Source organism: Pseudarthrobacter sp. B4EP4b (assembly GCF_006680095.1).
Lineage (GTDB): Bacteria > Actinomycetota > Actinomycetes > Actinomycetales > Micrococcaceae > Arthrobacter.
In genome coordinates, this window is sequence record NZ_VHIJ01000006.1 from 1 (window position 1) to 24,789 (window position 24,789).

A 24,789-nucleotide genomic window follows, 5' to 3' on the forward strand; every position below is an offset into this window, starting at 1 on the left:
GGCCTGAACACCATCGACGACGGGAAGAAGAAGATACAGAAAGACATGGTCCGCACGATCCACGGCACATCCCCGCCGCGGCCCACTTCGGCTGGCTTTCCCGCCCCGCCCCCTGTCATCCTGCTCATGGGTGCGGCTCCAACATCCTGTGGTCAAACTCGTGTACGGCCGGACCTTTGCAGACATCTTCTATTGTTTTGGCGACCATTTCTGCCGTCACGTTCCAACCGCTGCCCCCGGACGCGGTCAGGAGCCGGGCCCGGTCTTCAATGTCTGGATTGGTGACGGCAGCGGAAAGAGCCCTTGCTATCGCCGAAGGGTTCGGTTTAGTCCAAATTGCATACGGTGCGTACAGATCCGCACGGGCGAACGGGTGGTCATTGAGGACGGGAACATTTCCTGCCGCCATCATCTCCGCGGCAACGAGGCTGATATTGGTGAAGGAAAATGTGAGGCTGGCAATGGTCCGGTTGTAGAGGACGTTCAGGTCCCGCGGGCTCATGGACCCATGGTTTGTGACCGGAATCGACCAGCTGGACAACCGGTCGCCGAAAACGTGGATTTCCTGTTCCGGATGGTCGTCGTGGAACTTCTCCAAGGCCAGTTTGGCCAGTAAGTAGCCCCGCCGGTCCACTGCGCGCTTGGCGTAGTACACAATGCCGGAGCGAGCTGGGGTGGCAGCGTCCCGAGGCAACAGGCGGTATTCAACATTGTCGTGGGCGAAGGGCACAACGACGTCGGGCCCAAGACCGGTTTCGATGCGCAGCCTGGATGCAACCATCTCTCCCAGCGCAATATTGGTGAAGCCGAACCGGTACGTGTCTTCTGCTAGTGCGTACAGAGCTCCCCGCGGGTAGAAGTAGGGCTCGAAGTCCTGGATGAAGTAGAACTTGCTTGCCGTCTCCGGTGCCCGCGTCGCCACGACGTGCGCCGTACCCCACGAACTGGCGACGACGGCGTCCATGGCCTCCATGCCCATGGTGGCGCTGCGGATCTCTGCCTTGAGATTCTTCCAGTGCCGCCGGATGACTTCTTCATGCCGGGCGACATCGTCGGAGTTCTTGTCGTAGAGGAACAGCGTGCATTCATGGCCACGCTCTTCGGCCATTTCGACCATGCGGAATAATGTGGTGTGGCCCCCCGAACCGCCGGCCGGTGGAGTGCACACCCAGCCAATTCGCAAGCTCGACTTCCGTGCCATCCCGCTCACTGACGGGTGCAGGGAAGCGGAGTCGGCGAGGTCTTCGTTCCGGACAGGCAGTTCGGCAGCGGCGAGATCGACGTACGCGCTGATCTTGTTGACGAGCCGGTATGCCACGGCCGTGGTCACGCCCTTAGTCCCCTGCGTCCGCATCAGCCGGCGAATACCGCTCAGGCGATGAAGTATCGAAGTCATCGAGTACCTCCACTCATGCTTCGGTTTCGCGATTCCGTATATTCCTGCAGGGCTTTCGCCCGTACCTCGTACGGGGTACCTGACTTGGCAGAAATCATCACCGCCTGCACTGTGCCGGCGGTGCTGTTTAATAGCGCAGAAACCTCGGAAGGCCGCAGCGGCGTCTCGGCTGAGTAGAGGACACTGTTCATTGAGGACGTCGTTGCGGGGGAACCGCCAAGGACGCCATCCACGTAGGCGCCGTAGAGCATCATTTCCGAGAATTGAAGCCTGGAGGCGATTGCTGACTGCCAGGGTGTTCCGGTGACGTCCTCGACGCGCCGCAGCATGGCCCGGACCGTTTCCGGCTTCCAGGCGCAGGGCCAGCAGATGTAGTCTGTAAGGTCCTCAGGGCCCGGCCGGTCGAGGCCCAGCAGCGCGTGTGCCGACTCCAGCCATTGCCGGTGCCCGGGCAGCCCCGGATGGACAGCACCCGGCTGGCGGTAGAGCGCCAACCTGCCTTCCTGCTGAAAAGACTTCAGATCGGTCGGAGAGACAAAGACCATGTCCGAATCCACCAGCAAGACGGCTTCCGCCTCCAGGGCTGCCGCGACTGAGAGCTTGATGAGCTGCTGCGTAATCCAGCCGCGCACGGGCGGCCAGGGCCGCCGATTGTTGATCCACATATTGAGCAACGGAAGCCGGCGGATCGTGGCCGGCAGGAACTCGCTATAGTCGTGGATGATCGTCCGGTCGTTGGCCAGCATGCGAAAGACCGGGAGGTCCTGTCTGGGTACGACGATGTGGTGTTGTACGTCCGGCGGCATCCACCGAAGAACGGAGCGGTTCAGGTCGCGGCAAAGTTCACTGTCGGGGGCATAGCTGGGAGTTACCACGGCGAGGCCACGCATTTCAGATTCCATATCTCCTCCACTGTTGCCACCGCAGCCGGGGACCGAAGTCACGCTGGATGGATCCCCGCCATGCGGCCACCGCGTTGGCCAGGCTCCGTCCCTTGACGGACCCGGAACTGTGCAAGTAGTCCTGGTAGGCCGCCGAGGAGGCAGCCTGCGGGTGAGTTTCCAGGGCAAAGGAGACGGCTTTGTTGATGTCGACGGCGGATGCGCCACCCGCTTCGCAGGCTGCGGCTGACCACTCGAGGGCTTCCGCAGCCATCCGACGTTTCACGGCCTCATCCAGCTGGTTCCTCCGGGCCTCGGGTAATACGCTTCCCGAGAAGAAGGAGTCGTAGGCCTTGCGGCGTTCTTCCAGGTCCGCCTGCAGCGTGCCGTACCCCGTGGCCATCATGCTGGCGGGATGCACCCGGCGGTAAGCCTGGTCGACGCCGTTCACCCGCCCGACTGCTGCCACATCTGCGATCCGGAGCCACATTTCGAGATCGCCTGAATGCGGCAGCTCCGGCCGGTAGTACCCCACCTCGTGCTGAACGGAAGTCCTCACCACGGCTTCCGGGCTGCTGATGATACTTAGCCCGCGCCTGCATTGGGCGGCGATCCAGCGCTCACCCTGCCAGACTGACCAGTTCCTCAGCCGTCCCGTTTCACGAGCCGGCGCAGATTCGAAGTTTTGTGGGTGTCCGTAAACAAGCCCAACCGAAGGAAAGGCGTTCATCAGGGAGGTGGCCCGGGCCAACGACCCCGGTGCGAGCATGTCGTCAGCTGACAACAGCACCACGAAGTCGGAATCGGCGGCTGAGAGACCCTCGTTGTAGGTTGCAATATGTCCCCGGTTGGCGGCGTGAAGAGTCGCCTGAACGCGGCCGTCCCGGTCTGCGATCGCGGCGGCGACCTTGCCGCTGCCGTCCGTTGATGCGTCATCGAGAATGTGCACCCGGACGAAAACGCCTTGCTGGGACAGGACGCTCGCCACGCAGGCTTCGAGATACCGGCCATAGTTGTAGCAGGGTACGACGACAAGGACCTGGGGCTGGCGGTCGCCGGTGCCCTGCCGCACGCGCCTAAACATTGGTTATGCCTTCCGCGCCGCTTCGTGAGGCATTGGCGTGCTCGGGCCCAAGACCCAGTGCCTCAGTCATCCGGCTGGCGACATGGGTCCACGACGATGCCGTCGCGCTGTTCGCTGCTGCGGCACCGCCCTTGGCAGCTGTTGCCGGGTCGGAATACGTGAGCATGGCCGCCACCAGTGCCTGGTGGTCACGGGGCTCTACGATGAGTGCTCCTTCTTTCAACAGGCTACCGGCGCCGCCCCGTGCGGTGGCGATAACGGGCAGGCCTGATGATGCGGCTTCGAGGTAGGCGATCGGTGAGGGATCGAAGCGGCTCGGCAGTACAAAGCAGGTGGCCCGTGCGTAGAGGTCGTCCAGGTGTTGCTGGGCCGCAGCGTCGGTGCGTCGCAGGAAGCCGTGCCCGGTGACCCCGGGGGCATTCAGGACCGGATGGTTGCCGGCGATGTCCAGCGTTGCTTCCGGGTGCCTGCGCCGGACCTCCCGGAACGCCGCCAGCACTGCGTCGCCATTTTTGCGCTGCCAATCGACGCCGACGAACAGGAACCTGGGTACTGACCAGTCCCGCACCACGCCGGGTCCGGCGCGGCGTGGCCTGTGCCCCATGCCGACAACAGCGACACGGTGAGAGGCAATGCCGTAGTCCTCCACAAAAGACCTCGCAGCCCATTCGGTGCTGACGCAGCACACATGGGCGGCACGGCTTGACCGTTCCTGCCGCTCAAGCCACCGGGCAACGTGCCGCGCGGGGAAGCGCGACTGGCTGATGTCGGAGAAGGGGTCCCCGTACATCTGGAGGAGGGTGCCGTCGTCGTAGGTCGCGGCCGGAAGGCCGGCCGGGAGGACGCTGCCAAGATCGTACATTTCTGTCCCCATGGCCACTACAGCGTCCAGGGACCCGGCCGCGGCGAGGCTGGTTTGCAGGGCGCTGCTCCTGGCCCACTGCCGGATCTGCATGCGGTCGGCAACGGCGCCGCGCCGGCCGGTGGCGCGCGACAGGAGCGCCACGGCCTCGTGCAGCCCCCGGGGTACTTTGGCGCCCAGCGGTACGACGTCGGCACCAATGGCCGTGAATCCCGATGCGAGTCCGTGGGGCGTGCCGGACCAGTTCTCGGGGGCAAGCGGCTCCGGGACGGGGTAGATGATGCCGATTCTCATTCTGCGCTCCTCTTATGACCGCGCGTACGGGACCGAAAGGGGCTTCGGGCTTTGATGAAACGGGGAAGGAGGGCGGCGGGGACCAGCCTGGAAATGTCCTGCCGGTTCAGGAATGTGTAGAGGCACAGGCCGATGAGGCCCCCGATGAGGAGCTTGAGCAGCGGGTTCATCAAGGCCAGGGTGGCCGTCCAGGCGGTCAGGGCCGTCAGCGCAGCCGTCAGGGCGGGTATGAACAACGCCGAGAGGAGGGCAGGAATCCGCAGGTCGGTGGAGCGCCGCAGGGCATTGACGTATACCGGAGATGTAACGGCCACTACAACGATGACGTGAGCGGTTGCGGCACCGACGATGCCGCCGAGGTTGATGCCCGCAACGAGGCCCGGCAGGAGTGCAGCGAGGGCGCAGACCTGGACTGCGAGGAGCACACCCGTGCGGCCCGTGGCGATAATGACGTTGGCCAGAAAAAGTCCGACGACCGACAAAGCACCGTAAACCGAGAGGACTGACAGCACGGCTGCCGCGCCGAGCCATGCGGGCCCGTAAATGGTTTCCACCAGTGCATTGGAGAACACGCATAGGAACGCGGCGAGCGGGAACGCGACGAGCGCAACGGTCCGAAGCCCCAGTTTAACTGCCTGCGCTACATCACCGCCGTCCCGGAGGACCGTGGAAATGGCGGGAAGGACCAGGCCATTCAGCATTGAACCGATCACAGCAGTGGGCCACATGGCCACGCTGAAGGCGAGGAAGTAGATGCCCAGTTCCGTGGCGGTCAACATCCGGCCGATGAAGATGTAGTCGGCATTGAGCAGCACCTGGCTGAGGAGGTTGGCGCCCGCAAGCGGCAGTCCAAAGCGGAGCAGTGGTTTGACCACAGCCGGGTCCAGTCTGGGAATCACTGGCCGGCCCGTTGCCCCGACCATGATGGCGCCCATGATCACCTGGCCGACCACCCGGGACCAGGCGAACGCCTCGGGACCGCTGCCTTGCAAGGCCAGGAGAACCAGTGTGGCACTGCCTGGAACGAAGGAGATGGCGGACGCCCAAAAGATCACATTCTGCCGGAAGCTTCGCTGCAGCAGGGCGCCTGGGACCGCAAATGGGCCGATCAGCGCGATACCCAACGCAAGAATCTTCATCGACGGGCCAGCTTCTGAACTGCCGAGCAGGCTAGCGATATCGTCTGCGAAAACGAACATCGGAACGGCCATCGACAGGCTGGTAATGATTGAGACCATGGCCACCGTGGGCGCGATCCGACCAACATCGAGGTCTGAGCGGGCAATTGCAGATGCTGTGCCGAGTTCAGCGACGCTGACAACCACTGTATGTATGGTCACGGCCAGAGTGAAGATGCCCAGCTCGTCAGGTGAGACGATCCTCGCCACGACAGCCATGAGTGCGATGTTGCTCAGACGGAGCAGCACGGTACTGCCTGCGGCCCATAATGCCCCACGCTTTATGTCTGAACCCAAGGCTGCCGCTGCAGTTTCCGGTGCGATCCGTTCGCGGGGGAGCACATCCCGCGCCGTTGCCTTTTGAGCCGGGGCCATTAGCCGCCGCCCATAGCCAGGGCCAAGGACTCCACAACCCGCTCCTGCTGCTCTACGGTGATATGCGGGTAGAGCGGCAGCGACAGAATCTGTCCCGCAGCCGCCTCGGCCACGGGGATCGAACCAAAGCCACAACCATCGGAGCCGTAGGCTCCGCTGAGGTGCACCGGCACCGGATAATGGACTCCAGCCTGGATCCCCGCGGCGTGAAGGGCTGCCAGGACTGCGTCACGGTCAGGAACCCGCACCACATACAGGTGCCACACATCCACATTCCCGGGTGCCTCACGGGGGACAACAACACCGGGAGCATCGGCAAGCAGTTCCGTGTATCGTTCAGCTGCCGCCCGCCGCAGGAGATTCCAGGACTCCAGGCGGGCCAGCTTCGCTTTAAGCACCACCGCCTGGACGGTGTCGAGCCGCGAGTTCATGCCAACAGCATCATGACGGTACTTTTCCGAACTGCCGTGGGCGCCCAGCATCCGAACCCGGGCGGCAACGGAAGAATCGTCTGTCAGGACCGCACCGGCGTCACCGGCCGCCCCAAGGTTCTTCCCGGGGTAGAAACTCGTGCCCGCAGCAAGCCCAAATGTCCCGGCAGCCTTTCCATACCGCGTCGCTCCCTGGGACTGGGCGGCGTCTTCAACAATCACTGCCCCGCAAGCCTCGGCGATCGGAACCAACTGCTCAACAAATGCCGTCTGCCCAAAGAGGTGGACTGGAACAATGGCCTGCGTCCGGGAGGTGACGGCAGCCGCGACAGCAGACGGAGAAATCAGCAAATACTCCGGGTCCACATCCACAGGAACGGGCACCGCCCCGATCCTGCTGACGGCCTCCCCGGTAGCGATAAAGGTATTGGCCGGAAGAATGACCTCCCCGCCAGGGGTTACGCCTCCAGCCCGCAGGGCCAACTCCAAAGCATCGGTCCCGTTGGCAACGCCAACGCAGTGCCGCGCCCCAAGAAAGGACGCATACGCCTCCTCGAACTGCCCGACGGCGGGACCCCCTATGAAGGACGCCCCCTTTAATACGTCTGCCAGTTCCGCCATGACCTCTTCATGGACTTCCGCCTGCTGCGCGGCAAGATCCACCAGCGGCACAGGCCCAACAGCGAACCGGACATCAACTTCGGCACTCACCGGACACCCCCAAAACTAAAACTTTCCCGATCAATCTCGTGGGCCGGCACACCCACCCAGGTCTCGCCGTCGGGCACGTTGCTGAGCACCGCAGCACCCATGCCCACCGTGGCGTAAGCACCCACCGAGGTCCGCTCGCGGACGCTCGCATTCATGCCGAGGTACGCTGCCCGGCCGATCCGGACTCCGCCGCCCAACGACACTCCGGCAGCAAACGTGGCAAAGTCAGCCACGTCGTCGTCGTGCGTGAAGGTCACGGACGGCATGGCCACCACGTGGGCCCCCAAGGTGACCGCCGCGGTCATTGTCACGTTGCGCAGCAGGATGCTCCCCCGTCCGATCCGGCACCCCTCGGGGTACTGCACTGTTGGGTCCACTGCGGTGGCATACCGGGCCTCGTTCAGCCCCATCGCCGTGAGCCGCTCCACCACAGCCTCCCGTGACTTCCCCGAGCCAATGCACACCAGGATCAACGCGTGGGTGTACCTTCCGGCGTCGTCAATCGTCCCCAGCACGGGGGCGCCGTCCACTGTTACGCCAGCCATTTCCTTGTCGTCATCCAGCAGGCCCACCACGTCGTACTGCCCGCTGGCCCGCACCATCGCCAGGACTTCACGGGCCAGTCCGCTGGCGGCAATCAGGATCAGCTCGCTCATGTGGCCACGCCTGTGGCGGCGCCGCGGATGGTGCTGATGATCCTGCTGAGGCTTTCGTCGTCGAGTTCGTGGAAGACCGGCAGGATCAGGGTCCTGTCGTTGAGCCGTTCCGTGTGCTCCAGCAGGGAATTGCCGGTATCCCGCCAGCGGTACGCCGGTTGCCGGTGCGCCGCCATGATGCCCCTCCGGGCAGAGATGCCGGCCTCCGCCAGACGGGCCAGCAGGCCCTCGCGGGTAGTGCCGAAGCCGGGCAAAACCTCCACCCACAGGGACTGGAAGTTGCTGGTCCCATACGGCGGGTCGGACACCAGCCGTAGCCCACGCAACCCGGCGAGTCCGGCAACGTACCGCGCCGCGATATCACGGCGGCGCTGCACCACCTCAGGCAGCCGCCCCAACTGCACAATGCCGACGGCGGCCTGCAGGTCCGTCATCCGGTAGTTGAACCCCACCTCCAGGTAGACCTCCGGCGGGGCGAGCACCGATCCATGCCGGTCCGCGGCGGACACACTCATCGAGTGCTCGCGGAGCGCGCGCGCCCGCGCGGCCCAGTCGGCGCGGTTGGTGGTCAGCATTCCGCCTTCACCGGTGGTGAGGATCTTGCGCGGATGGAAGGACCACACCGCCACGTCCGCCCTGGCGCCTACCGGCCGGCCCTTGTAGGTGGATCCAACGGCGCAGGCAGCGTCTTCGATAACGGTGATTTCATGCCGGTCACACAGTTTGCGGATCGGATCCATGTCCAGCGGCACACCACCCTGGTCCACCACGATCACCGCCCGGGTATCAAGGGTCAGGGCCGCGTGGATGGTCTCCGCAGTCACGTTCCCGGTGGCAGGATCCACGTCGCAGAACACGGGGCGGGCCCCCACATAGGTGACCGCGTTCGCCGTCGCGATAAAGGACAGCGACGGTACCACCACGTCGTCGCCCGGGCCGATGCCCGCCACCACCAGCGCCAGGTGCAGTGCCGTAGTGCAGTTGGAGGTGGCGACGGCGTGTCGCACCACCTGCGCGGCGGCGAACGCTGTTTCGAACTCCCTAACCTTCGGCCCCTGGGCCACCCAGCCCGACGCAACCACTTCCGCCAGCGCCTGGGCTTCTTCTTCCCCAAGCCAGGGCTTCATGACGTTGATCCGGGCAAGGACCGCTTCCGTGCTCATTTGGCACCGACTTTCCGTGTCGCCGCGATCTCGTCCCGGAGCGGCTTCCACCAGGTGACGAGCTCCCGCAGTCCTTCGTCGAGGTCCACTTCGGCCTTGAACCCCAGGTCGCGGGCAGCCGCCGAGGTATCCGCCAGGCGCCGGACCACCCCATTGACCTGCCGCGCCTGCCCGTGTTCCACCGCCAGCTCCGAGCCCATGACGCGCAGCAGCGCCTCCGCCATCTCCAGCAGGCTCGTCTCGGTTCCGCTGGCGATGTTGTAGATTCCCTCCCGGACACCGCTGGCGGCCGCAAGGACATTCGCCCGCGCCACATCGGCTGTATACACGAAGTCCATCGTCTGCTGCCCGTCCCCAAAGACCAGCGGCGGCCGGCCGTCCATGATCCGCTCCATCCAGCGCACCAGGACTTCGGTGTAGAGCCCGTGGACATCCATCCGCGGGCCATAGACGTTGAAGTAGCGGAGCATCACAAAATCCAGCCCGGTCATCGCGTGGAAACTGCGGGCCATCCCCTCGTTGAAGGATTTGGCGGCCCCATAGAACGTGTCGTTATTGGCGTGGTGGTGGCTTTCACGGGTGGGGAATTCCTCCGCCATCCCATACACCGAGGCACTCGACGCAGCCACGAGCTTGTCCACCTTGTGCTCGGCCGCGGCCTCAAGGATGTTGAAGGTCCCGTCCACCATGACCTCCAGCGCCAGCCGCGGTTCCTCCGCGCACTGCGTGATCCGGATGGCCGCCTGGTGGAACACCAGGTCCTTGCCCCTGGTCAGGTCATGGACCAGGTCGCGGTCCCCGATGTCCCCGTGCACCAGCTCCACCTGCCCGCTGGCCAGGGCTCCGGCCAGGTTGTCGAGGCGCCCGCGGACCAGGTTGTCCAGGACCTCCACACGGCTTACACCCGCTTCTAGCAGCGCATCCACGAGCGTGGAACCGATGGTTCCCGCTCCGCCGGTCACCAGGACGGTGGCCCCTTCCAGCCGGCTCACCGTGCACGCTCCAGTTCGACGCCGGAGGCTGCTTCTGTGGCGCCGGTACCTTCCACCGGGGAGGCCTGGCCGTCCAGGCTCAGGCTGCGGGTCACCGCTTCGAGGACGGAAAGGACCCGCAGGCCCGACGCCCCGCCGGTCCGAGCCTCCTGGCCGTTGCGGATGCAGAAGGCCAGTTCGGCCACCACCTGCCCCAGCGCCTCACGCTCAGGCAGTGCAGGGGACCAGGTGTCCCCGAGCCGGTAGGACACGGCGTCGGACGCCTTCTCGCCGGCCGACTTCGGCTGCCGGTCCAGGCTGACGCCCCGGTCGTACACGCTGAGCCGCTGCTGCGGATTCAGGTCATCCCACACGAGGGTCCTGAGGGATCCTCCGATCACCATCTGTCGGATCTTGGTGGGACTGAGCCAGTTCACGTGGACGTGGGCCGTGGCATCGTTGGGGAGCCTGAAGTTCAGGTGCCCCACGCAGTCCCGCCCGGTTCCCAGCGGGTCGGCGCCGAAGGCCGAGACTTCCGCCGGGTTCAGCCCGCCGGGGAGGACAAAATCCAGGATGGACAGGTCGTGCGGCGCCAGGTCCCAGAACACGTTCACGTCGGGCTGCACCAGCCCCAGGTTGATCCGGGTGGAATCCACGAACAGGATTTCGCCCAAGGACCCGGCCTGCACCAGCTCCTGCATCTTCAACACGGCCGGCGTGTAGCAGTAGGTGTGGTCCGCCATCAGCACCAGACCCCGTGCCTTGGCTTCGGACACCATTTCCAACCCATGCGCCCGGCTGTCCGCCAGCGGTTTTTCCACCAGGACGTGCTTCCCGGCACGCAGTGCTGTCATCACGGTGCCGTGGTGGGTGCGCGCCGGCGTGGCAATGGCCACGGCGTCCACATCAAAGGTGTCCAGCAGCTCATCAAGGGACTCGACCACCGGGATTTCCCCCAGCGTGGCGGCCAGCTTGCGGGCCCGTTCGATATCCAGGTCGCAGATGGCTGCCAGGTCCCAGTCGGGGCTTGCCTGCAGGTTGCGGGCCAGGTTCGGGCCCCAGTATCCGGCTCCGACGACGGCGATCCTGAGTTTTCGGGCAGGCTGGCGGTGGGTGAGGGTGTGGAACGGATTGGGGAATGTCCTCATGTCACTTTCTTTCGGGCAGGGGTTGTTAGTAGGCGCCGGACGGCTGGATGACTGCGCGGAAGGTCCGCCACAGGATCAGCAGGTCGCCGGCGATGGACCAGTTTTCGACGTAGTAGAGATCCAGCCGGACGGCTTCATCCCAGGAGAGGTCGGAGCGGCCGTTGATCTGCCACAGCCCCGTGATTCCGGGTTTGATCAGCAGCCGGCGGCGGGTGTGGCGCTCGTAGGCACTCACTTCGCGGTCCAGCGGCGGCCGCGGACCCACCATGCTCATATGGCCCGCCACCACGTTCCAGAGTTGCGGGAGCTCGTCGAGCGAGTACTTGCGCATCCAGCGCCCGCACCGCGTCACCCGCGGGTCATTCTTCATCTTGAAGAGGACACCTGCGCCCTGGTTCTGTGCGTTCAGCTCCGCCAGGCGTGCTTCGGCGTCCACCACCATGGACCGGAACTTCACCATTCCAAAGACACCGCCGTTCTTGCCGATCCGGTCTTGGCGGAAGAACACCGGGCCGGGGCTGTCCAGGCGCACGATCAGGGCAAGGACCAGCAGCAGCGGCGACAACACCAGGGCAGCGGCGAGGGCCATGGCCACATCCATGACCCGCTTCAGTACATGCTTGGCACCGCTGTACTGCGGAATATCCACATGCATCAAAGGCAGGCCTTCTACCGGCCGCCAGTGGATCCGGGGCCCCGCAACGTTGGTCAGGGTGGCCGCCAGGACCATCTCCGCGGAGCATTCTTCAAGCTTCCAGCCGAGTTCACGGATGAACTGGTTGCCGCCGGGAAGCGGTCCCGCCACGATCACCGAATCGGCTTCCACCAGGCGGACAGTGCGGGCGATGTCGTCCGTGGAGGACAGGACCGGCACCTGGGCGGCGTCCACGCTGAGGCTGGTGCCGCGGCGGGCACCCGGGAGGCAGACGCCAAGGATGTGGTAGACAGGTCCGGACTTCCGCGCGACCTGCCGGACAACGTACCTGACGTCTTCCGGATCGCCCACAACGACTGCCCGCGAGAGGTGGCGTCCCTTCGCCTTCTCAGCCGAGAGCCGCCGTCGGAAGAGCCAGCGGTTGGCGGTCAGGGACACCAGGCCCAGCGGGAGGGACGCGGTGACGAAGGCCGCGGCGCCGTGGACGGAGAAAACCACTGCGGCGATGGCGAGCAGCCCGAAAATGCGCAGGCTTGCCGATGCGACGCGCTTGTATTCATCGGCCCCCACTCCCAGCACCTTCGCGTCGCGGGTGCGGTAGATCTCCAAAGCCGAGGGCCACAAAAGGGCGACGGCGGCAGCGGTGACCAGGGTGCCGCCGTCGCCGGGTTCTCCGGAACCAAGCCCGACACTGGAGAGCTGGTAGCCGGCGAATACGGCGCCCAGGACCAGGAGAGAGTCGGTGGTGCGGAGGAAGTTGATGTGCCGGGCGAGCCACGAGGCGGTGGCCTTGCGAGCAGGAACGAGGGGTGCCGATGCTGTGCTCACTGATGCTGCCGGGGATAAGCGTGTAGGTGCTGGAGCGCCCGTTGGCGGCAGCAGGAACCGGGTTCCTGCGGTTTCCGCCGCCGCCAACGGCGCTGTCGACATCCGCTGTGCAGCAGCGGGTGCGACAGGCCAGTTGAAGGCAGTGCCCCGGGTCTTGGCCACTGGTATCTCTGCCATGATGTCCCCTTCCCGGCGTATCCGCCTTGTGTTCTGGCCGTGAAGCAAAACTAGGGTCAGAACAGCTGCCGTGGCGGGGATTGGAAGGGCTGTTGTGGATGCAGCGGACGCACAGTGTGGAAAATGCGGGTACCTGCAGAAGCCGGAATGGGCCCTAAAGTACGGGCAATACGTACGGCTCGCGGGCCGCACTGTCCTTGCCGGCGGCAAGGGCCGTGAGCTGCGCGCGCGACTCCACTCCGAGCTTGCGGTAGATCGCTGTGAGGCGTACTTCAACGGTCCGGACGGATACGTAGAGTGTGGCCGCGATTTCCTTGTTGCGCATGCCGCGGGCCACCATCTGCGCCAGTGACCGTTCATGGTCGGCAAGCATCAGCATGGCCGGATTGCCCTTGGGCCTGGACGGTTCCACCCGCTCATCCAGCAGCAGCGAGTCAACGTGCTGTGCCCAGGCGTCGGCTCCGGCCTCATCGAACATGACCTTCGCGCGGAGCATCGCATCGCGGGCCTCCCGCAGCCGTCCAAAGGCGCCCAGCCGCTCCGCGTAGCAGAGCAGGGTCCGGGCCCGTTCCTGCAGCGAGTCGTGGCCGTTCCGGCTCTCGAGTGCCTGGCAGAAAAGCTGAAGTGACTGATCCCCGTCGGCGAGCATGGCCCGGCTCCGCGCCACCACCATCATGAGCCACGGCGACCGCAGTCCCACCGACCGGCTTTCGAGCCGGTAGAGCGCCTGGCTGGCCTCACGGTGCCGGCCCAGCCGTACCAGGACCTCCACCAGGTCCGCCTCGCACCGGAGCAGCGTGGGGTTGCCGAATTCCAGGCCCAGCTCGGCCGCACGCGAGAGTTGGGCCAGTGACTCCGCGAGGTTGCCGCGCATCAGGGCGAAGTGGCCCTGGATGGCGGCAAGCTGCGCGGTGATGGACGGGTGGCTTTCCGCTCCGGAGAAGTGCTGGGCGTCCGCTGCATACACCCGCGCCAGCGCCTCATCCCCGAGGGCGTGCGCCCGCCACACCCGGAATACGGACCGCATCCCCCGGTGGTATTTCATCTCCGGTTCGTCGAGTTCCAGGTCTTCAATGAGTTTCACGGCAGTCCTGACGTTGCCGGCGCGGATCTCGTTGTCCACCGCAAGGAAGGCTGCGGTCTCACGCCAGTTGATGTGGCGGGGTTCGGCGGAATTCCGCACCATCGCGAAAGCTTCCTGGGCAAGGCTGTGATGCTCTGCATAGCTCAGGGCGCGGCCGTGCACCAGGAGGCCGGCCACCCAGGCATTCCCCGCCTGATCGTTTTTGCGCTTGAGGTTTTCCGAATTCCCGCCGATCGCTTCCGCCAGCAGTTTGGCCTTCTCGGCCACCGCAAGGCACTCCGCAGAGGCTGCGCCCTGGAACTCTTCGGCGTAGCGGAGCAGCGCGGCGGCATCCTTCAGTTCCCAGCGTTCGGCGAAGTACAGCGCACCGGCGGCCAGCAGTTTGGCCGAGTACGCCGGGTCATGCTGTCCGAACTCCTTGACCAGGCGCAGCACCATATTTGCCCGCACTGAGGAACCTTGAATGAACTCGATCTCGAAGGAAAGCCCGGTCAGCCGAAGGATCAGTGCAGGGTTCCGGGTCACCCGCCGGGCCCAGTCCAGGTAACGCCTGGCGTACACGAATTCGCCGCGGTTGAACAGCAGTTCGGCAACTGTGGTCAGCCGTGCGGCCGTTTCCGCCTCCCATGGATTAATGGTCAGGGCCCGCTCGATGTATTCGACGGCGAAGGCCACTTCCCCCGTCCTGATGAGCTCCACCGCATAGCGGAGGAGGCCAAAGGGCGTTTGCCGCTCCAGTGCAGTAAAGCTCAAGTGCCATCTGCGGGCGTACAGGTCCGAGTCGCTGGCCGCTTCGGCCAGCGCCCGGTGGCTGGCCGTCCGCAGGGCAGGGGTCATTGCCGAGAAGACGTAGCCGCGGAGCAACTGGTCCCTGATCCCCAGGTAGGGGCCTGACCGGCTGATCATGCCGGCGGCCAGGAGCTCATCCACGCCCGCCCAGACGTCACTGTGGACTTTCTCCAAGGTGGTGATCCCGCTCCGGAAGGACAGCGACAAAAGATCAAGGGCCTGCCGCGCCGCCGGCGATAGTCCGCCCAGGATGGCGGCAAATTCGGCTTCGAAGCTGCCCCTGGACGGCAGCGGAACCGGGAGGGCGTACTTTCCCTCCGCCTGGCGTTCCAGCAGGGCGGAGTAAAGTTCGACGGCGGCCAGCGGGTTCCCCTGTGACGCTGCGGCAACTGCGTGTACTGCCGCCGTCGCGGTTTGCCGGGCGGGAATGGCCTCCAGCATACGGACGGTGTCGTTGTAGCCCAGTGCCCGCAGTGGCAGGACGGGCAGGCTGGAGAAAGGGCTGTCCGCTGTGTCTTCACGAAGGCTGGCGAAAACTGCAAGGTCGGTTCCGGCCAGGCGCCGGGCGAGGTAGCCGATGATGGCCTGGCTGCTCGGATCCAGCTGGTCGGCGTCGTCAATCACAACTATGGTGCGGGACGAGGAACGCTGGTGCAGCCCGTTGAGCAGCATGGTGGAAACGGCTGCCACGTCCAGGGCCCCGGAAGTATCGCGGAGAAGTTCATCGGCGATCCTGTTCAGGACCGGATCATCCATGCCGTTCAGGAGGGCCGTAATACCGGACAGCGGCCAGTCCGATTCAGAGACGCTGGCCCGCAGGAACACCGTACGGTAGTCCGAAAGCCGGGGGATCTCGCCCAGCAGCGCTGACTTGCCCATGCCGTGTGAACCCACAACGGCCAGGGCGCCTTCCTTGGGACCCCTGATCACCGAAAGGATCCGGCCAAGTTCCTTGCTTCTGCCTAATAACGACATGGGACCCCATCCATAGAAGAAGGAGACCACTTTCTTGCCTAATCGGTTCCAGCATTTGATGCACTGCACCATCCGGTCACGGTGACCGGCGATGCAGCAGACTGTCCGCTCGAAAACGTCCAGCCCGGTACCCAGCCGTGGAGTCAATATAGCCTCACCTCAAAAAGGGGCACTACCAATTAGGCGCTGGATTTCATCAAGATTTCTGAGGTGCCCCACAGAAATCAGCTGGTGCACAGCAGGCGCTGCATGTAGAGACACGCCCGGTCTGGAGGCCGGCGATTTGTGCTGATGCACAGGCTTTGGCGCTTTGCCGGGCGTCTAGGGTGGGAGAAACGTGTGATCAAACGCACCCGATGGTTACCACCCGGCGCGCGGGGCACAGCCCGCTGCCGGCCTTGATCCATCCATTACCCAGAGAACCAAAGGACGGCGCACCATGCCCGCTGACCAGCAATTAGCCAAGTCGCTCAAGCCGCGGCACCTGTCGATGATCGCAATAGCCGGCGTGATTGGCGCCGGTCTGTTCGTCGGCTCCGGTGCCGCCATTCAGCAGGCCGGCCCCGGAATCCTGTTGGCCTACATGGCGGCAGGCGTGGTGGTCATCCTCGTGATGCGCATGCTCGGCGAAATGGCCGCAGCGAACCCCGAGACGGGCTCGTTCTCCACCTATGCGGACAAGGCACTGGGCCGGTGGGCCGGCTTCAGCATCGGCTGGCTTTATGCGTGGTTCTGGATCATCGTGCTCGGCATCGAGGCCACTGCCGGCGCCGCGATCATGCACCGATGGGTTCCCGGCATCGACCAATGGGTCTGGGCCTTGGTCCTGATGGTCCTGCTGACCCTGACCAACTTGGGTTCCGTGAAGTCATATGGCGAATTCGAGTTCTGGTTCGCTTCCATCAAGGTCGCGGCCATCGTGTTGTTCCTGCTGTTCGGCGTGGCCGCCATCCTGGGGCTTGTGCCCGGCGTCCCGGCCCCCGGATTGAGCAACCTCATGGACAACGGCGGGTTCCTGCCTAATGGCCCGGGAGCGGTGCTGGCTGGCATCCTGGTGGTGGTCTTCTCCTTCTTCGGCGCCGAAATCGCCACCATCGCGGCCGGCGAATCCGAAAACCCCGTTGACGCGGTCAAGAAGGCCGTGAAGTCAACCGTCTGGCGCATTCTTGTTTTCTACATCGGGTCCATCGCCATCGTTGTCACCCTGCTGCCGTGGAATGATGCCAGCGTTGCCAAGAGCCCCTACGTGGCCGTGATCGAGCTCTTCGGAATCCCGGGGGCCGGAACCATCATGGACGTTGTGGTCCTTACTTCCGTGCTGTCCTGCCTCAACTCCGGCCTCTACACCGCCAGCCGCATGCTCTTCTCCCTCTCGCGGCGCGGCGACGCCCCCGCAGCATGGACAAAAATTTCCCGGCGCGGGGTGCCAGCAGCGGCGGTGCTCGCATCCACGGTGGTGGGCTTCATCACCGTTGGCCTTAATTACATTGCTCCGGACACCGTGTTCCTGTTCCTGGTCAACACCTCCGGGGCCATAGCCTTGTTTGTGTGGCTGGTCATCGCGTCCTCCCAGCTGGTCCTGCGCAAGCGGATGGGAGCTTCCGCCAAGGACCTGGCGCTGAAGATGTGGCTGTTCCCGTACCTGACCTGGGTGGCGATTGTCAGCATCGTGGCCCTGCTGATCGGGATGGTCATCCTGGAGTCCACCCGCGAGTCCCTGTTCCTGTCGCTGGCCCTGGCCGGCGTGGTGGTGGGCATTGGAGTGTGGCGGTACCGTGGGCGCGGCACCGGGGCGGAAGCAGGCGACGCCGACAGCCGCGACATTCCCGTGGGGGCCGAACCAACGGTTTAAGCGGCACCCCCGGACGGCGGTTTTCCACATAGCGGGCTTCATGCTCCCGCCCGGCCAACCACGGGCATAGCCTTGGAGTCAAGCGCGAATCGCCTATCCGTTCCAAATGCACTAAGATATTGAAGTCTGTGCTGCGTCCTGCTTCCGTTCCTGGCGGCGGGGCACCGCACAGCATCGCAAATGAACCTCCTGTTACGGAAATGCCGTAACCGCTTAGCCCAAAGGAGGTGGGTTCACATATGCGTCCTTACGAATTGATGGTAATCATCGACCCCGAGGTCGAAGAGCGTACCGTTGAGCCGTCGCTTCAGAAGTTCCTGAACGTCATCACCAACGATGGTGGAACCATCGAAAAGGTTGACATCTGGGGCCGTCGCCGGCTGGCTTACGACATCAAGAAGAAGTCCGAAGGTATCTACGCCGTGGTGAACTTCACCGCCAAGCCGGAAACCGCCAAGGAACTTGACCGCCAGCTGTCTCTTAACGAGACCATCATGCGCACCAAGATCACCCGCCCCGAAGAGCAGAAGGTTGTTGCTGAGTAATCTCAGCACCGGTTTTCATTCTTTACCCCGCAGGAAACGCACTCTTCACCCAGGATCGAACAAGGAGGCAGTAGATGGCAGGCGAGACCACCATTACGGTCATCGGTAACCTCACCAATGACCCGGAATTGCGGTTCACACCGTCCGGTTCGGCAGTAGCGAACTTCACCATCGCTTCCACCCCCCGCACCTTTGATCGCCAGTCCAACGAGTGGAAGGACGGGGAAACCCTGTTCCTCCGCGCCGCTGTGTGGCGTGAAGCAGCCGAGAACGTCGCCGAGTCCCTCACCAAGGGCATGCGCGTGATTGTTACCGGCCGCCTGAAGAGCCGTTCCTACGAAACCAAAGAAGGCGAAAAGCGCACCGTTATCGAGCTTGAGGTCGATGAAATCGGCCCGAGCCTGCGCTACGCCAATGCCAAGGTCAACCGCACCCAGCGCTCCGGCGCCGGCGGGCAGGGTGGCTTCGGCGGCGGCGGCAACAGCGGCGGCGGCTTCGGTGGAGGCAACTCTGGTGGAAACCAGGGCGGCAACTCCGGCGGAGGCTGGGGCGGCGGCAACCAGCAGGCTGCACAGGACGATCCCTGGGCTACGCCCGGTGTCTCCAACGCAGGCGGCTGGGGCAACGGCCCCGATTCCGAACCACCCTTCTAATAACCAATTAAAGCCCGACGCCGGGACTGCCGGAAGTGCCATACAGCACCTAAGGTGACTGCCGCCGTCGGACCACCACCATCCCGTGGATCAATATCCACGGGCTCCCTAGAATAGGAGCTCCACGATGGCTAAGGCTGAACTCCGTAAGCCCAAACCAAAGTCCAACCCCTTGAAGGCCGCTGACATCACTGTCATCGACTACAAGGACGTAGCATTGCTGCGCAAGTTCATCTCCGACCGCGGAAAGATCCGCGCCCGTCGCGTCACTGGCGTCACGGTGCAGGAACAGCGCAAGATCGCACAGGCAATCAAGAACGCCCGCGAAGTTGCCCTGCTGCCTTACTCCGGCGCTGGCCGCGGCTAAGGAAGGGATTAACTAACATGGCAAAGCTCATTCTGACCCACGAAGTAACCGGTCTCGGTGCTGCTGGCGATGTTGTAGAGGTTAAGGACGGTTACGCACGTAACTTCCTGCTCCCCCGCAACTTCGCCCTGACCTGGTCGAAGGGTGGCGAGAAGCAGGTTGAGTCCATCAAGGCTGCCCGCGCCGCCCGCGAGCACGCTTCCCTGGAAGACGCTCAGAAGCAGGCTGCTGCACTCTCCGCCAAGCCGGTCAAGCTCGTTGTCAAGGCTGGCGAGACCGGACGCCTGTTCGGCACCGTCAAGCAGGGCGACGTTGCTGACGCTGTTGAGGCCGCAGGCCTTGGCCGCATCGACAAGCGCAAGGTTGAACTGCCGGCACACATCAAGTCTGTTGGTTCCTACCAGGCCAACGTCCGTCTTCACGACGACGTTGCTGCTGTGATCGAACTCGACGTAGTGGCTGGTAAGTAGTTTCTTACTGCACCAAGAGACCCCCGTTGCCGGATTCCGGCGGCGGGGGTCTCTTGCTCGTGCGGGAAGGTCAGGGGCTGTGCAGTTCCGCCATGACGTGCCGGTATCCGGTGCGGATCATCTCAGTGAGTACCTCGCGGTCCACGTCCTGGAGCCTGTTGATGTAGAGGCAGGCGGCCCCCGTCCTGTGCTTGCCCAGAGCAGCCAGCAACCTGTCCGCGTCCGCTCCGTAGGTGAGGCCATACAGGGCCAGGTTTGCCTTCCGCGGTGAGAATCCGACGGCGGCCGAGTCCCCTTCCCGCCCGCTGCCGTAGCGGTAGTGGTAGCTGCCAAAGCCCACAATGGTGGGTCCCCACATCACCGCCTCTTCCCCTGTGCCGCCACGCATGAGCTCGAGCAGTTCGAAGCCGTCTGCGCGCCGCCCTGGATGCTCCACCGATGCCAGGAACTCCGCAACAGGCACTGCGGTGGGCTGGGTTTTGTTCTCTGCCATGGAACGTAGTGTCGCAGACCCGCCTGGTGGCCGCCATCACCGGTGATAGCCTGCAGCGGTGACTTCACCATCCCCGCATTCGCGATCCCTGCTCAGCCGTCCCTTCCATCAGGTCGACGTCTTCTCCCGCGAGCCGTACAGGGGCAACCCGCTGGCTGTCGTCCTCGACGCCGAAGGCATGGCGGCGGAGCAGATGCAGCAGTTTGCCAATTGGACCAACCTGTCGGAGACAACATTCCTGCTGCCCCCGACCGACCCGCGCGCCGATTACCGGGTCCGGATCTTCACGGGCAGTGAGGAGTTCCCGTTTGCCGGGCACCCCACACTCGGCTCGGCACACACATGGCTGGAATCCGGGGGAGTGCCGAAGTCTGACGGGTTCGTGGTGCAGGAGTGCGCCGCTGGACTGATCAGGGTAAAGCACGACGCCGGGCGGCTGGCTTTCGCGGCACCGCCCCTGACACGCTTCGGGCCGGTGAGTGCTTCTGTCCGCCACCAGTTGGCGGACGGCCTCCGGCTGCCGGAATCCCGCATCGTTGACGCTTCATGGCTGGTCAACGGGCCTGAGTGGATCGGTGTCCTGCTGGAATCCGCGGAGCAGGTACTGGCCATCGAGCCCGACCTCGCTGCGATGGGCGGGCTGAAGGTGGGCGTGATCGGTCCCCATGCCCCAGGCGCAGGCGCTGACTTCGAGGTCCGCACTTTTATCCCCGGTGACGCCATGACCGAGGACCCGGTGACCGGAAGTTTCAATGCCGGAGCGGCACAATGGCTGATCGGCAGCAACCGGGCCCCTGCCGAGTACGTGGCGGCGCAAGGTACGGTCCTGGGCCGCGCGGGGCGGATCCACGTCGCGGCCGAAGGCGAGGACATCTGGGTGGGCGGGTATTCCACCACCTGCATCCGCGGCACGGTGCAGCTCTAAGGCGCCGGGAATACTCCGGCACCCTGCCCTGTTCTGAAGGTAGATGCAAATGCATGTATGATGAACGAACGAGCAACAGGAGAAAATGCCATGGAATCCCGCCGCATCACAGTCCTATCCGCCGGGCTTGGCGTACCGTCGTCGAGCCGCCTGCTCGCTGACCAGCTGGCAGCCTCCGTGGAGGGGCAACTCCGCGCGGCCGGCTACGACGTGGCCGTGGACATCGTTGAACTCCGCGACCTCGCAGTGGACATCGCCAACAACTTTGTGACCGGCTACGCGGCACCCCGCCTGGCAGAGGTCATTGCGGGAGTCGAGGCCTCGGACGGCATCATCGCCGTGACGCCGGTCTTCAGTGCTTCCTACAGCGGCCTGTTCAAGTCCTTCATCGATGTCCTCGACCCGAAATCGCTGGACGGCAAGGGAGTCCTGCTGGGCGCCACCGGCGGCACGGACCGCCACCAGATGGTGCTCGACTATGCCCTGCGGCCCCTGTTCAGTTACCTCCGCACGAGGATCGCCGCTACCGGTGTCTTCGCCGGCCCACAGGACTGGGGTACGTCCGACGACGGCGGTTCCAGCCTTGCCGATCGGATCGACCGTGCCGCCGGGGAGTTCACCCGACTGCTGGAAGGACCCCAGCCCGGCCGGAAGCCCGCACCGATGGAGTCCCTTCCTTTCGAGCAACTCCTGGCCGGAATCTCCGGAAACAACTGAGCTCCGCAGCCCGGTAGCGGCCCCATCAGGGCACGACAGCACTCAGAGGAGGGCGGGGCACGCCGCAGGCGCGCGGTCAACGGCAGTGCAATAGGGGATTCCACAGGCCCCACAATGGGGGGAGCCCGGGGGTTGTTTTTGACGGCCCCCACAACTGAGACTGAACGAACTGGGGATTGACTGTTGGATTCAACTCCGGGGAGCAAAGTTAATGGACTATCCTTTTTTTCAAACCGGCGAGCGTGGTCCCAGGAGTTCCTGGCTTTTCCCAAAGCGGGGAGTTTATCGCTCTGCTGATCGCCGTCCGCGCAGGTCGCGGAATCTACGCCTCCATGCAATGCTGACTGCGCTGCTGGTTGCGCTGGCCGCCCTGGTGGTGCCGGGGGTGGCTTCGGCTGCTGCTGGCGATGTCGGGATTGAAGGTCCCTCGCATTCGGGGACGGGAACGCCGACGGGTACCAAACGTGCCACGAATGCACTGTGGTTCAACGACGGGTTCTGGTGGGGGAACCTCTGGGACACTGTCAGCCAGGATTTCCACATCTTCCGGTTCAACTCCTCCACGAACTCTTGGGTCAATACGGGGGTGGCGACGGAAACCCGGGCAAGCACACATCACGACGTGCTGTGGGACGGGACCGGGAACACGCTGTATGTGGCGAGCTACCGGTTCGTGAACGACGGCTTGCCTGCTGAGCCGAACTTCCCCACGACGATGCGGCGTTACAGCTACGATGCGAATACAGACAAGTACACGCTGCTCGGTTCTTCACAAATCAACAACTCTAAAGTTGAAGTTCTCACCATCGACAAGGACTCGACTGGCCGCGTTTGGGCATCGTGGCAGGAGAAGAACCGTATCTACATGAACGTCACCGCCACGGATGGCAAGACGTGGGGAACGCCTTTTGCGCACCCCGCCTCGTTGAGCAATGTGTCAGTGGACGACACGTCATCTGTCATCGCCTTCGACGGAAAGATGGGTGTGATGTGGAGTCGGCAGGTCGGCGATGCCACCGACGGCATGTACTGGAGCGTCCATACGGATGGAGCGGCAAGCAACGCTTGGACCGATCCTGTGGCAGCGGTGAAGGGGCTGCGCAGCGGTGACGACCACATGAACCTGAAGTGGCTGGACGCGTCGGCGGGGGGAAAGGTTTTCGCCGCGATTAAGACGTCGTTTACGTCGTCATCCCAGCCGCTGATCCAACTGTTGGCATTTAATGGCACGGCCTGGACGGCGCACACCATCGCCACTGTGGCCGAATGCCCGAACCGGGTGATCGTCATGATCGACGAAGCCGCACAAAAGATCCGGACCTTCGCTACTTATCCAAAACCAAGCGGCACCACCAACGCAGGTGTCTGCACAAGCTCGGGAGGTGCGATCTACGAGAAGTCCACGTCGTTGAGCAACATCAACTTCACCACGGCGAAGACCGCCCGCATTGTGGATGCCGACCAGTATGTCCACAACGTAACGTCGACCAAGCAGAACCTCAACAGTAATACGTCGCGAACGGCCAACAGCGGCCTGCTGGTGCTGGCCGATGTGAATGCCACCAACAGGTACTGGCACTACTACGACGGCACAGGTGGTGCTGGCGGCACTGTTGGCACACCTGATACGTCGGCTCCGACAGTAACTGCTACGACTCCGGCTGATACGGCGACTGGGGTGGACGTGGCATCGAATGTAACGGCATCGTTCAACGAGACCGTGGACCCATCGACGATCACGTCGACTAACTTCACACTGAAGGCGGGGACTACGACGGTATCGGCCACCGTAACGCCGGACGCTACGAACAAAGCTGCGACCTTGAATCCCAATACAAATTTGGCGGCGGATACGTTGTACACCGCGACGATCAGTGGCGTGAAGGATGCAACCGGAAACGTCATGGCGGCGGCCAAGTCATGGACCTTCAGAACCGCTGCTGTAGCGACTACGCCGCCAGCCGGCACTCTGGAGACCGTGACAGTCCCGGCAAGCGCTGACACCTATGCATCGAGCGCGTCGCCCGCGACGAACTTTGGCACGAGTACTATGTTGGGAGTGGACAACAGCCCGGTAGAGGTCGGCTACTTGAAGTTCAGCCTGCCTGCTGCTCCTTCCGGCAAGACGCTGCAGAGCGCGACTTTGCAGTTGAAGAGCGCCGGGAGCGGGTCAACGGGTAAGCAGAACGTCAAGCTGGTCGCCGATGATACCTGGACGGAAACCGGGATCACTTCCAACAGCCGCCCGACGCTGGGTGCCAGCCTCGGCACGCTGGGCCCGACCTCAGTCAACACCGACTACAACGTGGTGCTGGACGCCGCAGCCGTCCGCGGGGAGCTCGGCCAACCGCTATCAATTGGCCTGGATTCCGCAAGCAGCGACGGCCTGGACCTCAACTCCAGGGAGTCCGGCGATGCCAGCGCACCCAAGCTGGTGCTCACCTTCCAGTAGATCAGGCGGGAAGCGAAACTAAAGTGGCCGGGCTGGCATCCGCAAGGATGCAGTCCCGGCCACTTCCGTGTTTACCGTCGTGGCCAGAGGCCGAGGGGCTCACTAAGCCAACGGCCCGGTCCGCAAGACAGATGCTCCGCCGCTACGCGTCTCGGCCAGGTCGGGTTCTTCCCGGCTCAGTCTTCCAGCAGCTCGATGAACTCCCGGGCTTGCTTCATGGAAATGTCTGAATGCCGGGTGAGGGCCGTGGCGGCGGCTTCGGTGTCCCCGCTGCGGGCCAGCGTGCGGATCCGGCCGTAGATTTCGTCGTTGAGCATGTTGCTGCTGACTTCCCGGGTCACGTCGCCTTTACTGGCGATGGCCCGGTAGCGGTAGGGGAAGCGCTCGGGCTCGTCGTCGTCGTCATCTTCCGCGGCCGCCGGGGCCGCCTCAGTGCTCCGGTAGGGCTGCGGGTGGGCAGCCAGCGCACCCACCGCGTCGCGGGACGCCCGCAGGCCCTCTCCCGTGGCCTCGTAGTACAGCTTGATCGCAGCCATCGCCTGCCCCTGGGCAATCAGGGCATAAAGCCTGCGGTGTTCCTCTTCCGAAAGCTTGGCGGCGGCGGTGCGCGCCAGTTCGGCGGGGGTGGGGGCCGGCCCGGTGGGCTCCGCGCTGCGG

General features: G+C 64.2%; 22 protein-coding genes. 8 read left to right on the top strand and 14 right to left on the bottom strand.

Features of this window, described 5'->3' with window-relative positions:
• Nucleotides 1–124: 124 nt before the first annotated feature.
• From FNL14_RS02120 to FNL14_RS02175, 12 genes are all read right to left on the bottom strand, one after another.
• A complete protein-coding gene (locus FNL14_RS02120; RefSeq protein ID WP_255470672.1) occupies nucleotides 125–1,396 on the bottom strand; it encodes a glycosyltransferase family 1 protein in 1,272 nt (423 codons plus the stop codon).
• Complete coding sequence (locus tag FNL14_RS02125) at nucleotides 1,393–2,298, bottom strand: DUF6492 family protein (protein WP_142057281.1); 906 nt, start codon at nucleotides 2,296–2,298, stop codon at nucleotides 1,393–1,395. The genes FNL14_RS02120 and FNL14_RS02125 overlap by 4 nt, the downstream gene beginning before the upstream one ends.
• The gene (locus FNL14_RS02130) at nucleotides 2,288–3,361 is read right to left on the bottom strand and encodes a glycosyltransferase family A protein (protein WP_142057283.1); all 1,074 of its coding nucleotides are present in this window, start codon (nucleotides 3,359–3,361) and stop codon (nucleotides 2,288–2,290) included. The genes FNL14_RS02125 and FNL14_RS02130 overlap by 11 nt, the downstream gene beginning before the upstream one ends.
• Nucleotides 3,354–4,517 (bottom strand): glycosyltransferase family 4 protein, encoded by a 1,164-nt coding sequence (locus FNL14_RS02135; RefSeq protein ID WP_142057285.1) that lies wholly within the window; start codon nucleotides 4,515–4,517, stop codon nucleotides 3,354–3,356. Before FNL14_RS02135 ends, FNL14_RS02130 begins: the two co-directional genes overlap by 8 nt.
• Nucleotides 4,514–6,070 carry an oligosaccharide flippase family protein gene (locus FNL14_RS02140; RefSeq protein ID WP_142057287.1) on the bottom strand — a complete coding sequence of 519 codons (1,557 nt, stop codon included), beginning with the start codon at nucleotides 6,068–6,070 and terminating at the stop codon, nucleotides 4,514–4,516. The genes FNL14_RS02135 and FNL14_RS02140 overlap by 4 nt, the downstream gene beginning before the upstream one ends.
• A complete protein-coding gene (locus FNL14_RS02145) occupies nucleotides 6,070–7,212 on the bottom strand; it encodes a DegT/DnrJ/EryC1/StrS aminotransferase family protein (protein WP_142057289.1) in 1,143 nt (380 codons plus the stop codon). Before FNL14_RS02145 ends, FNL14_RS02140 begins: the two co-directional genes overlap by 1 nt.
• Nucleotides 7,209–7,868, bottom strand: a complete 660-nt coding sequence (locus FNL14_RS02150) for an acetyltransferase (RefSeq protein WP_142057291.1) — start codon at nucleotides 7,866–7,868, stop codon at nucleotides 7,209–7,211. The genes FNL14_RS02145 and FNL14_RS02150 overlap by 4 nt, the downstream gene beginning before the upstream one ends.
• On the bottom strand, nucleotides 7,865–9,031 hold the full coding sequence (locus FNL14_RS02155; RefSeq protein WP_142057293.1) for a DegT/DnrJ/EryC1/StrS aminotransferase family protein: 1,167 nt from the start codon (nucleotides 9,029–9,031) through the stop codon (nucleotides 7,865–7,867). Before FNL14_RS02155 ends, FNL14_RS02150 begins: the two co-directional genes overlap by 4 nt.
• On the bottom strand, nucleotides 9,028–10,023 hold the full coding sequence (locus tag FNL14_RS02160; RefSeq protein ID WP_142057295.1) for an NAD-dependent epimerase/dehydratase family protein: 996 nt from the start codon (nucleotides 10,021–10,023) through the stop codon (nucleotides 9,028–9,030). Before FNL14_RS02160 ends, FNL14_RS02155 begins: the two co-directional genes overlap by 4 nt.
• Complete coding sequence (locus FNL14_RS02165; protein ID WP_142057297.1) at nucleotides 10,020–11,150, bottom strand: Gfo/Idh/MocA family protein; 1,131 nt, start codon at nucleotides 11,148–11,150, stop codon at nucleotides 10,020–10,022. Before FNL14_RS02165 ends, FNL14_RS02160 begins: the two co-directional genes overlap by 4 nt.
• Before the next feature lie 25 nt (nucleotides 11,151–11,175).
• Complete coding sequence (locus tag FNL14_RS02170; protein WP_255470673.1) at nucleotides 11,176–12,810, bottom strand: sugar transferase; 1,635 nt, start codon at nucleotides 12,808–12,810, stop codon at nucleotides 11,176–11,178.
• A gap of 154 nt (nucleotides 12,811–12,964) precedes the next feature.
• A complete protein-coding gene (locus FNL14_RS02175; RefSeq protein ID WP_142057299.1) occupies nucleotides 12,965–15,658 on the bottom strand; it encodes a LuxR family transcriptional regulator in 2,694 nt (897 codons plus the stop codon).
• A 439-nt stretch (nucleotides 15,659–16,097) separates the two neighbouring features.
• Here FNL14_RS02175 and FNL14_RS02180 point away from each other — a divergent pair, with 439 nt between their 5' ends.
• The 5 genes from FNL14_RS02180 to rplI all read left to right on the top strand — a co-directional run bounded on the left by FNL14_RS02180 (nucleotide 16,098) and on the right by rplI (nucleotide 19,545).
• Nucleotides 16,098–17,510, top strand: coding sequence for an amino acid permease (locus FNL14_RS02180; RefSeq protein ID WP_142057301.1), 1,413 nt, complete (start codon nucleotides 16,098–16,100; stop codon nucleotides 17,508–17,510).
• Between the two features lie 239 nt (nucleotides 17,511–17,749).
• Entirely contained in the window at nucleotides 17,750–18,055 is a 306-nt protein-coding gene (rpsF, locus tag FNL14_RS02185) for a 30S ribosomal protein S6 (protein ID WP_015939036.1), read from the top strand.
• Between the two features lie 74 nt (nucleotides 18,056–18,129).
• Nucleotides 18,130–18,708, top strand: a complete 579-nt coding sequence (locus FNL14_RS02190) for a single-stranded DNA-binding protein (protein ID WP_142057303.1) — start codon at nucleotides 18,130–18,132, stop codon at nucleotides 18,706–18,708.
• 127 nt (nucleotides 18,709–18,835) lie between these two features.
• Nucleotides 18,836–19,075, top strand: coding sequence for a 30S ribosomal protein S18 (gene rpsR / locus FNL14_RS02195; protein ID WP_003800144.1), 240 nt, complete (start codon nucleotides 18,836–18,838; stop codon nucleotides 19,073–19,075).
• 17 nt (nucleotides 19,076–19,092) lie between these two features.
• The gene (gene rplI, locus FNL14_RS02200) at nucleotides 19,093–19,545 is read left to right on the top strand and encodes a 50S ribosomal protein L9 (protein WP_091419442.1); all 453 of its coding nucleotides are present in this window, start codon (nucleotides 19,093–19,095) and stop codon (nucleotides 19,543–19,545) included.
• Nucleotides 19,546–19,615: 70 nt separating this feature from the next.
• Here rplI and FNL14_RS02205 read toward each other — a convergent pair whose 3' ends face one another.
• Nucleotides 19,616–20,038, bottom strand: a complete 423-nt coding sequence (locus FNL14_RS02205; RefSeq protein ID WP_142057305.1) for a DUF1801 domain-containing protein — start codon at nucleotides 20,036–20,038, stop codon at nucleotides 19,616–19,618.
• A gap of 88 nt (nucleotides 20,039–20,126) precedes the next feature.
• On the opposite strand from FNL14_RS02205, the gene FNL14_RS02210 reads away from it, so the two are divergent.
• The 3 genes from FNL14_RS02210 (at nucleotide 20,127) to FNL14_RS02220 (ending at nucleotide 24,132) form a co-directional block, all read left to right on the top strand.
• A complete protein-coding gene (locus FNL14_RS02210) occupies nucleotides 20,127–20,963 on the top strand; it encodes a PhzF family phenazine biosynthesis protein (RefSeq protein ID WP_142057436.1) in 837 nt (278 codons plus the stop codon).
• Nucleotides 20,964–21,053: 90 nt separating this feature from the next.
• Entirely contained in the window at nucleotides 21,054–21,680 is a 627-nt protein-coding gene (locus tag FNL14_RS02215) for an FMN reductase (RefSeq protein WP_142057307.1), read from the top strand.
• A 337-nt stretch (nucleotides 21,681–22,017) separates the two neighbouring features.
• Entirely contained in the window at nucleotides 22,018–24,132 is a 2,115-nt protein-coding gene (locus tag FNL14_RS02220; RefSeq protein ID WP_255470674.1) for an Ig-like domain-containing protein, read from the top strand.
• 176 nt (nucleotides 24,133–24,308) lie between these two features.
• On the opposite strand, the gene FNL14_RS02225 is transcribed toward FNL14_RS02220, so the two are convergent.
• On the bottom strand, nucleotides 24,309–24,789 hold a 481-nt coding region (locus tag FNL14_RS02225; protein WP_142057439.1), incomplete at its 5' end, for a hypothetical protein.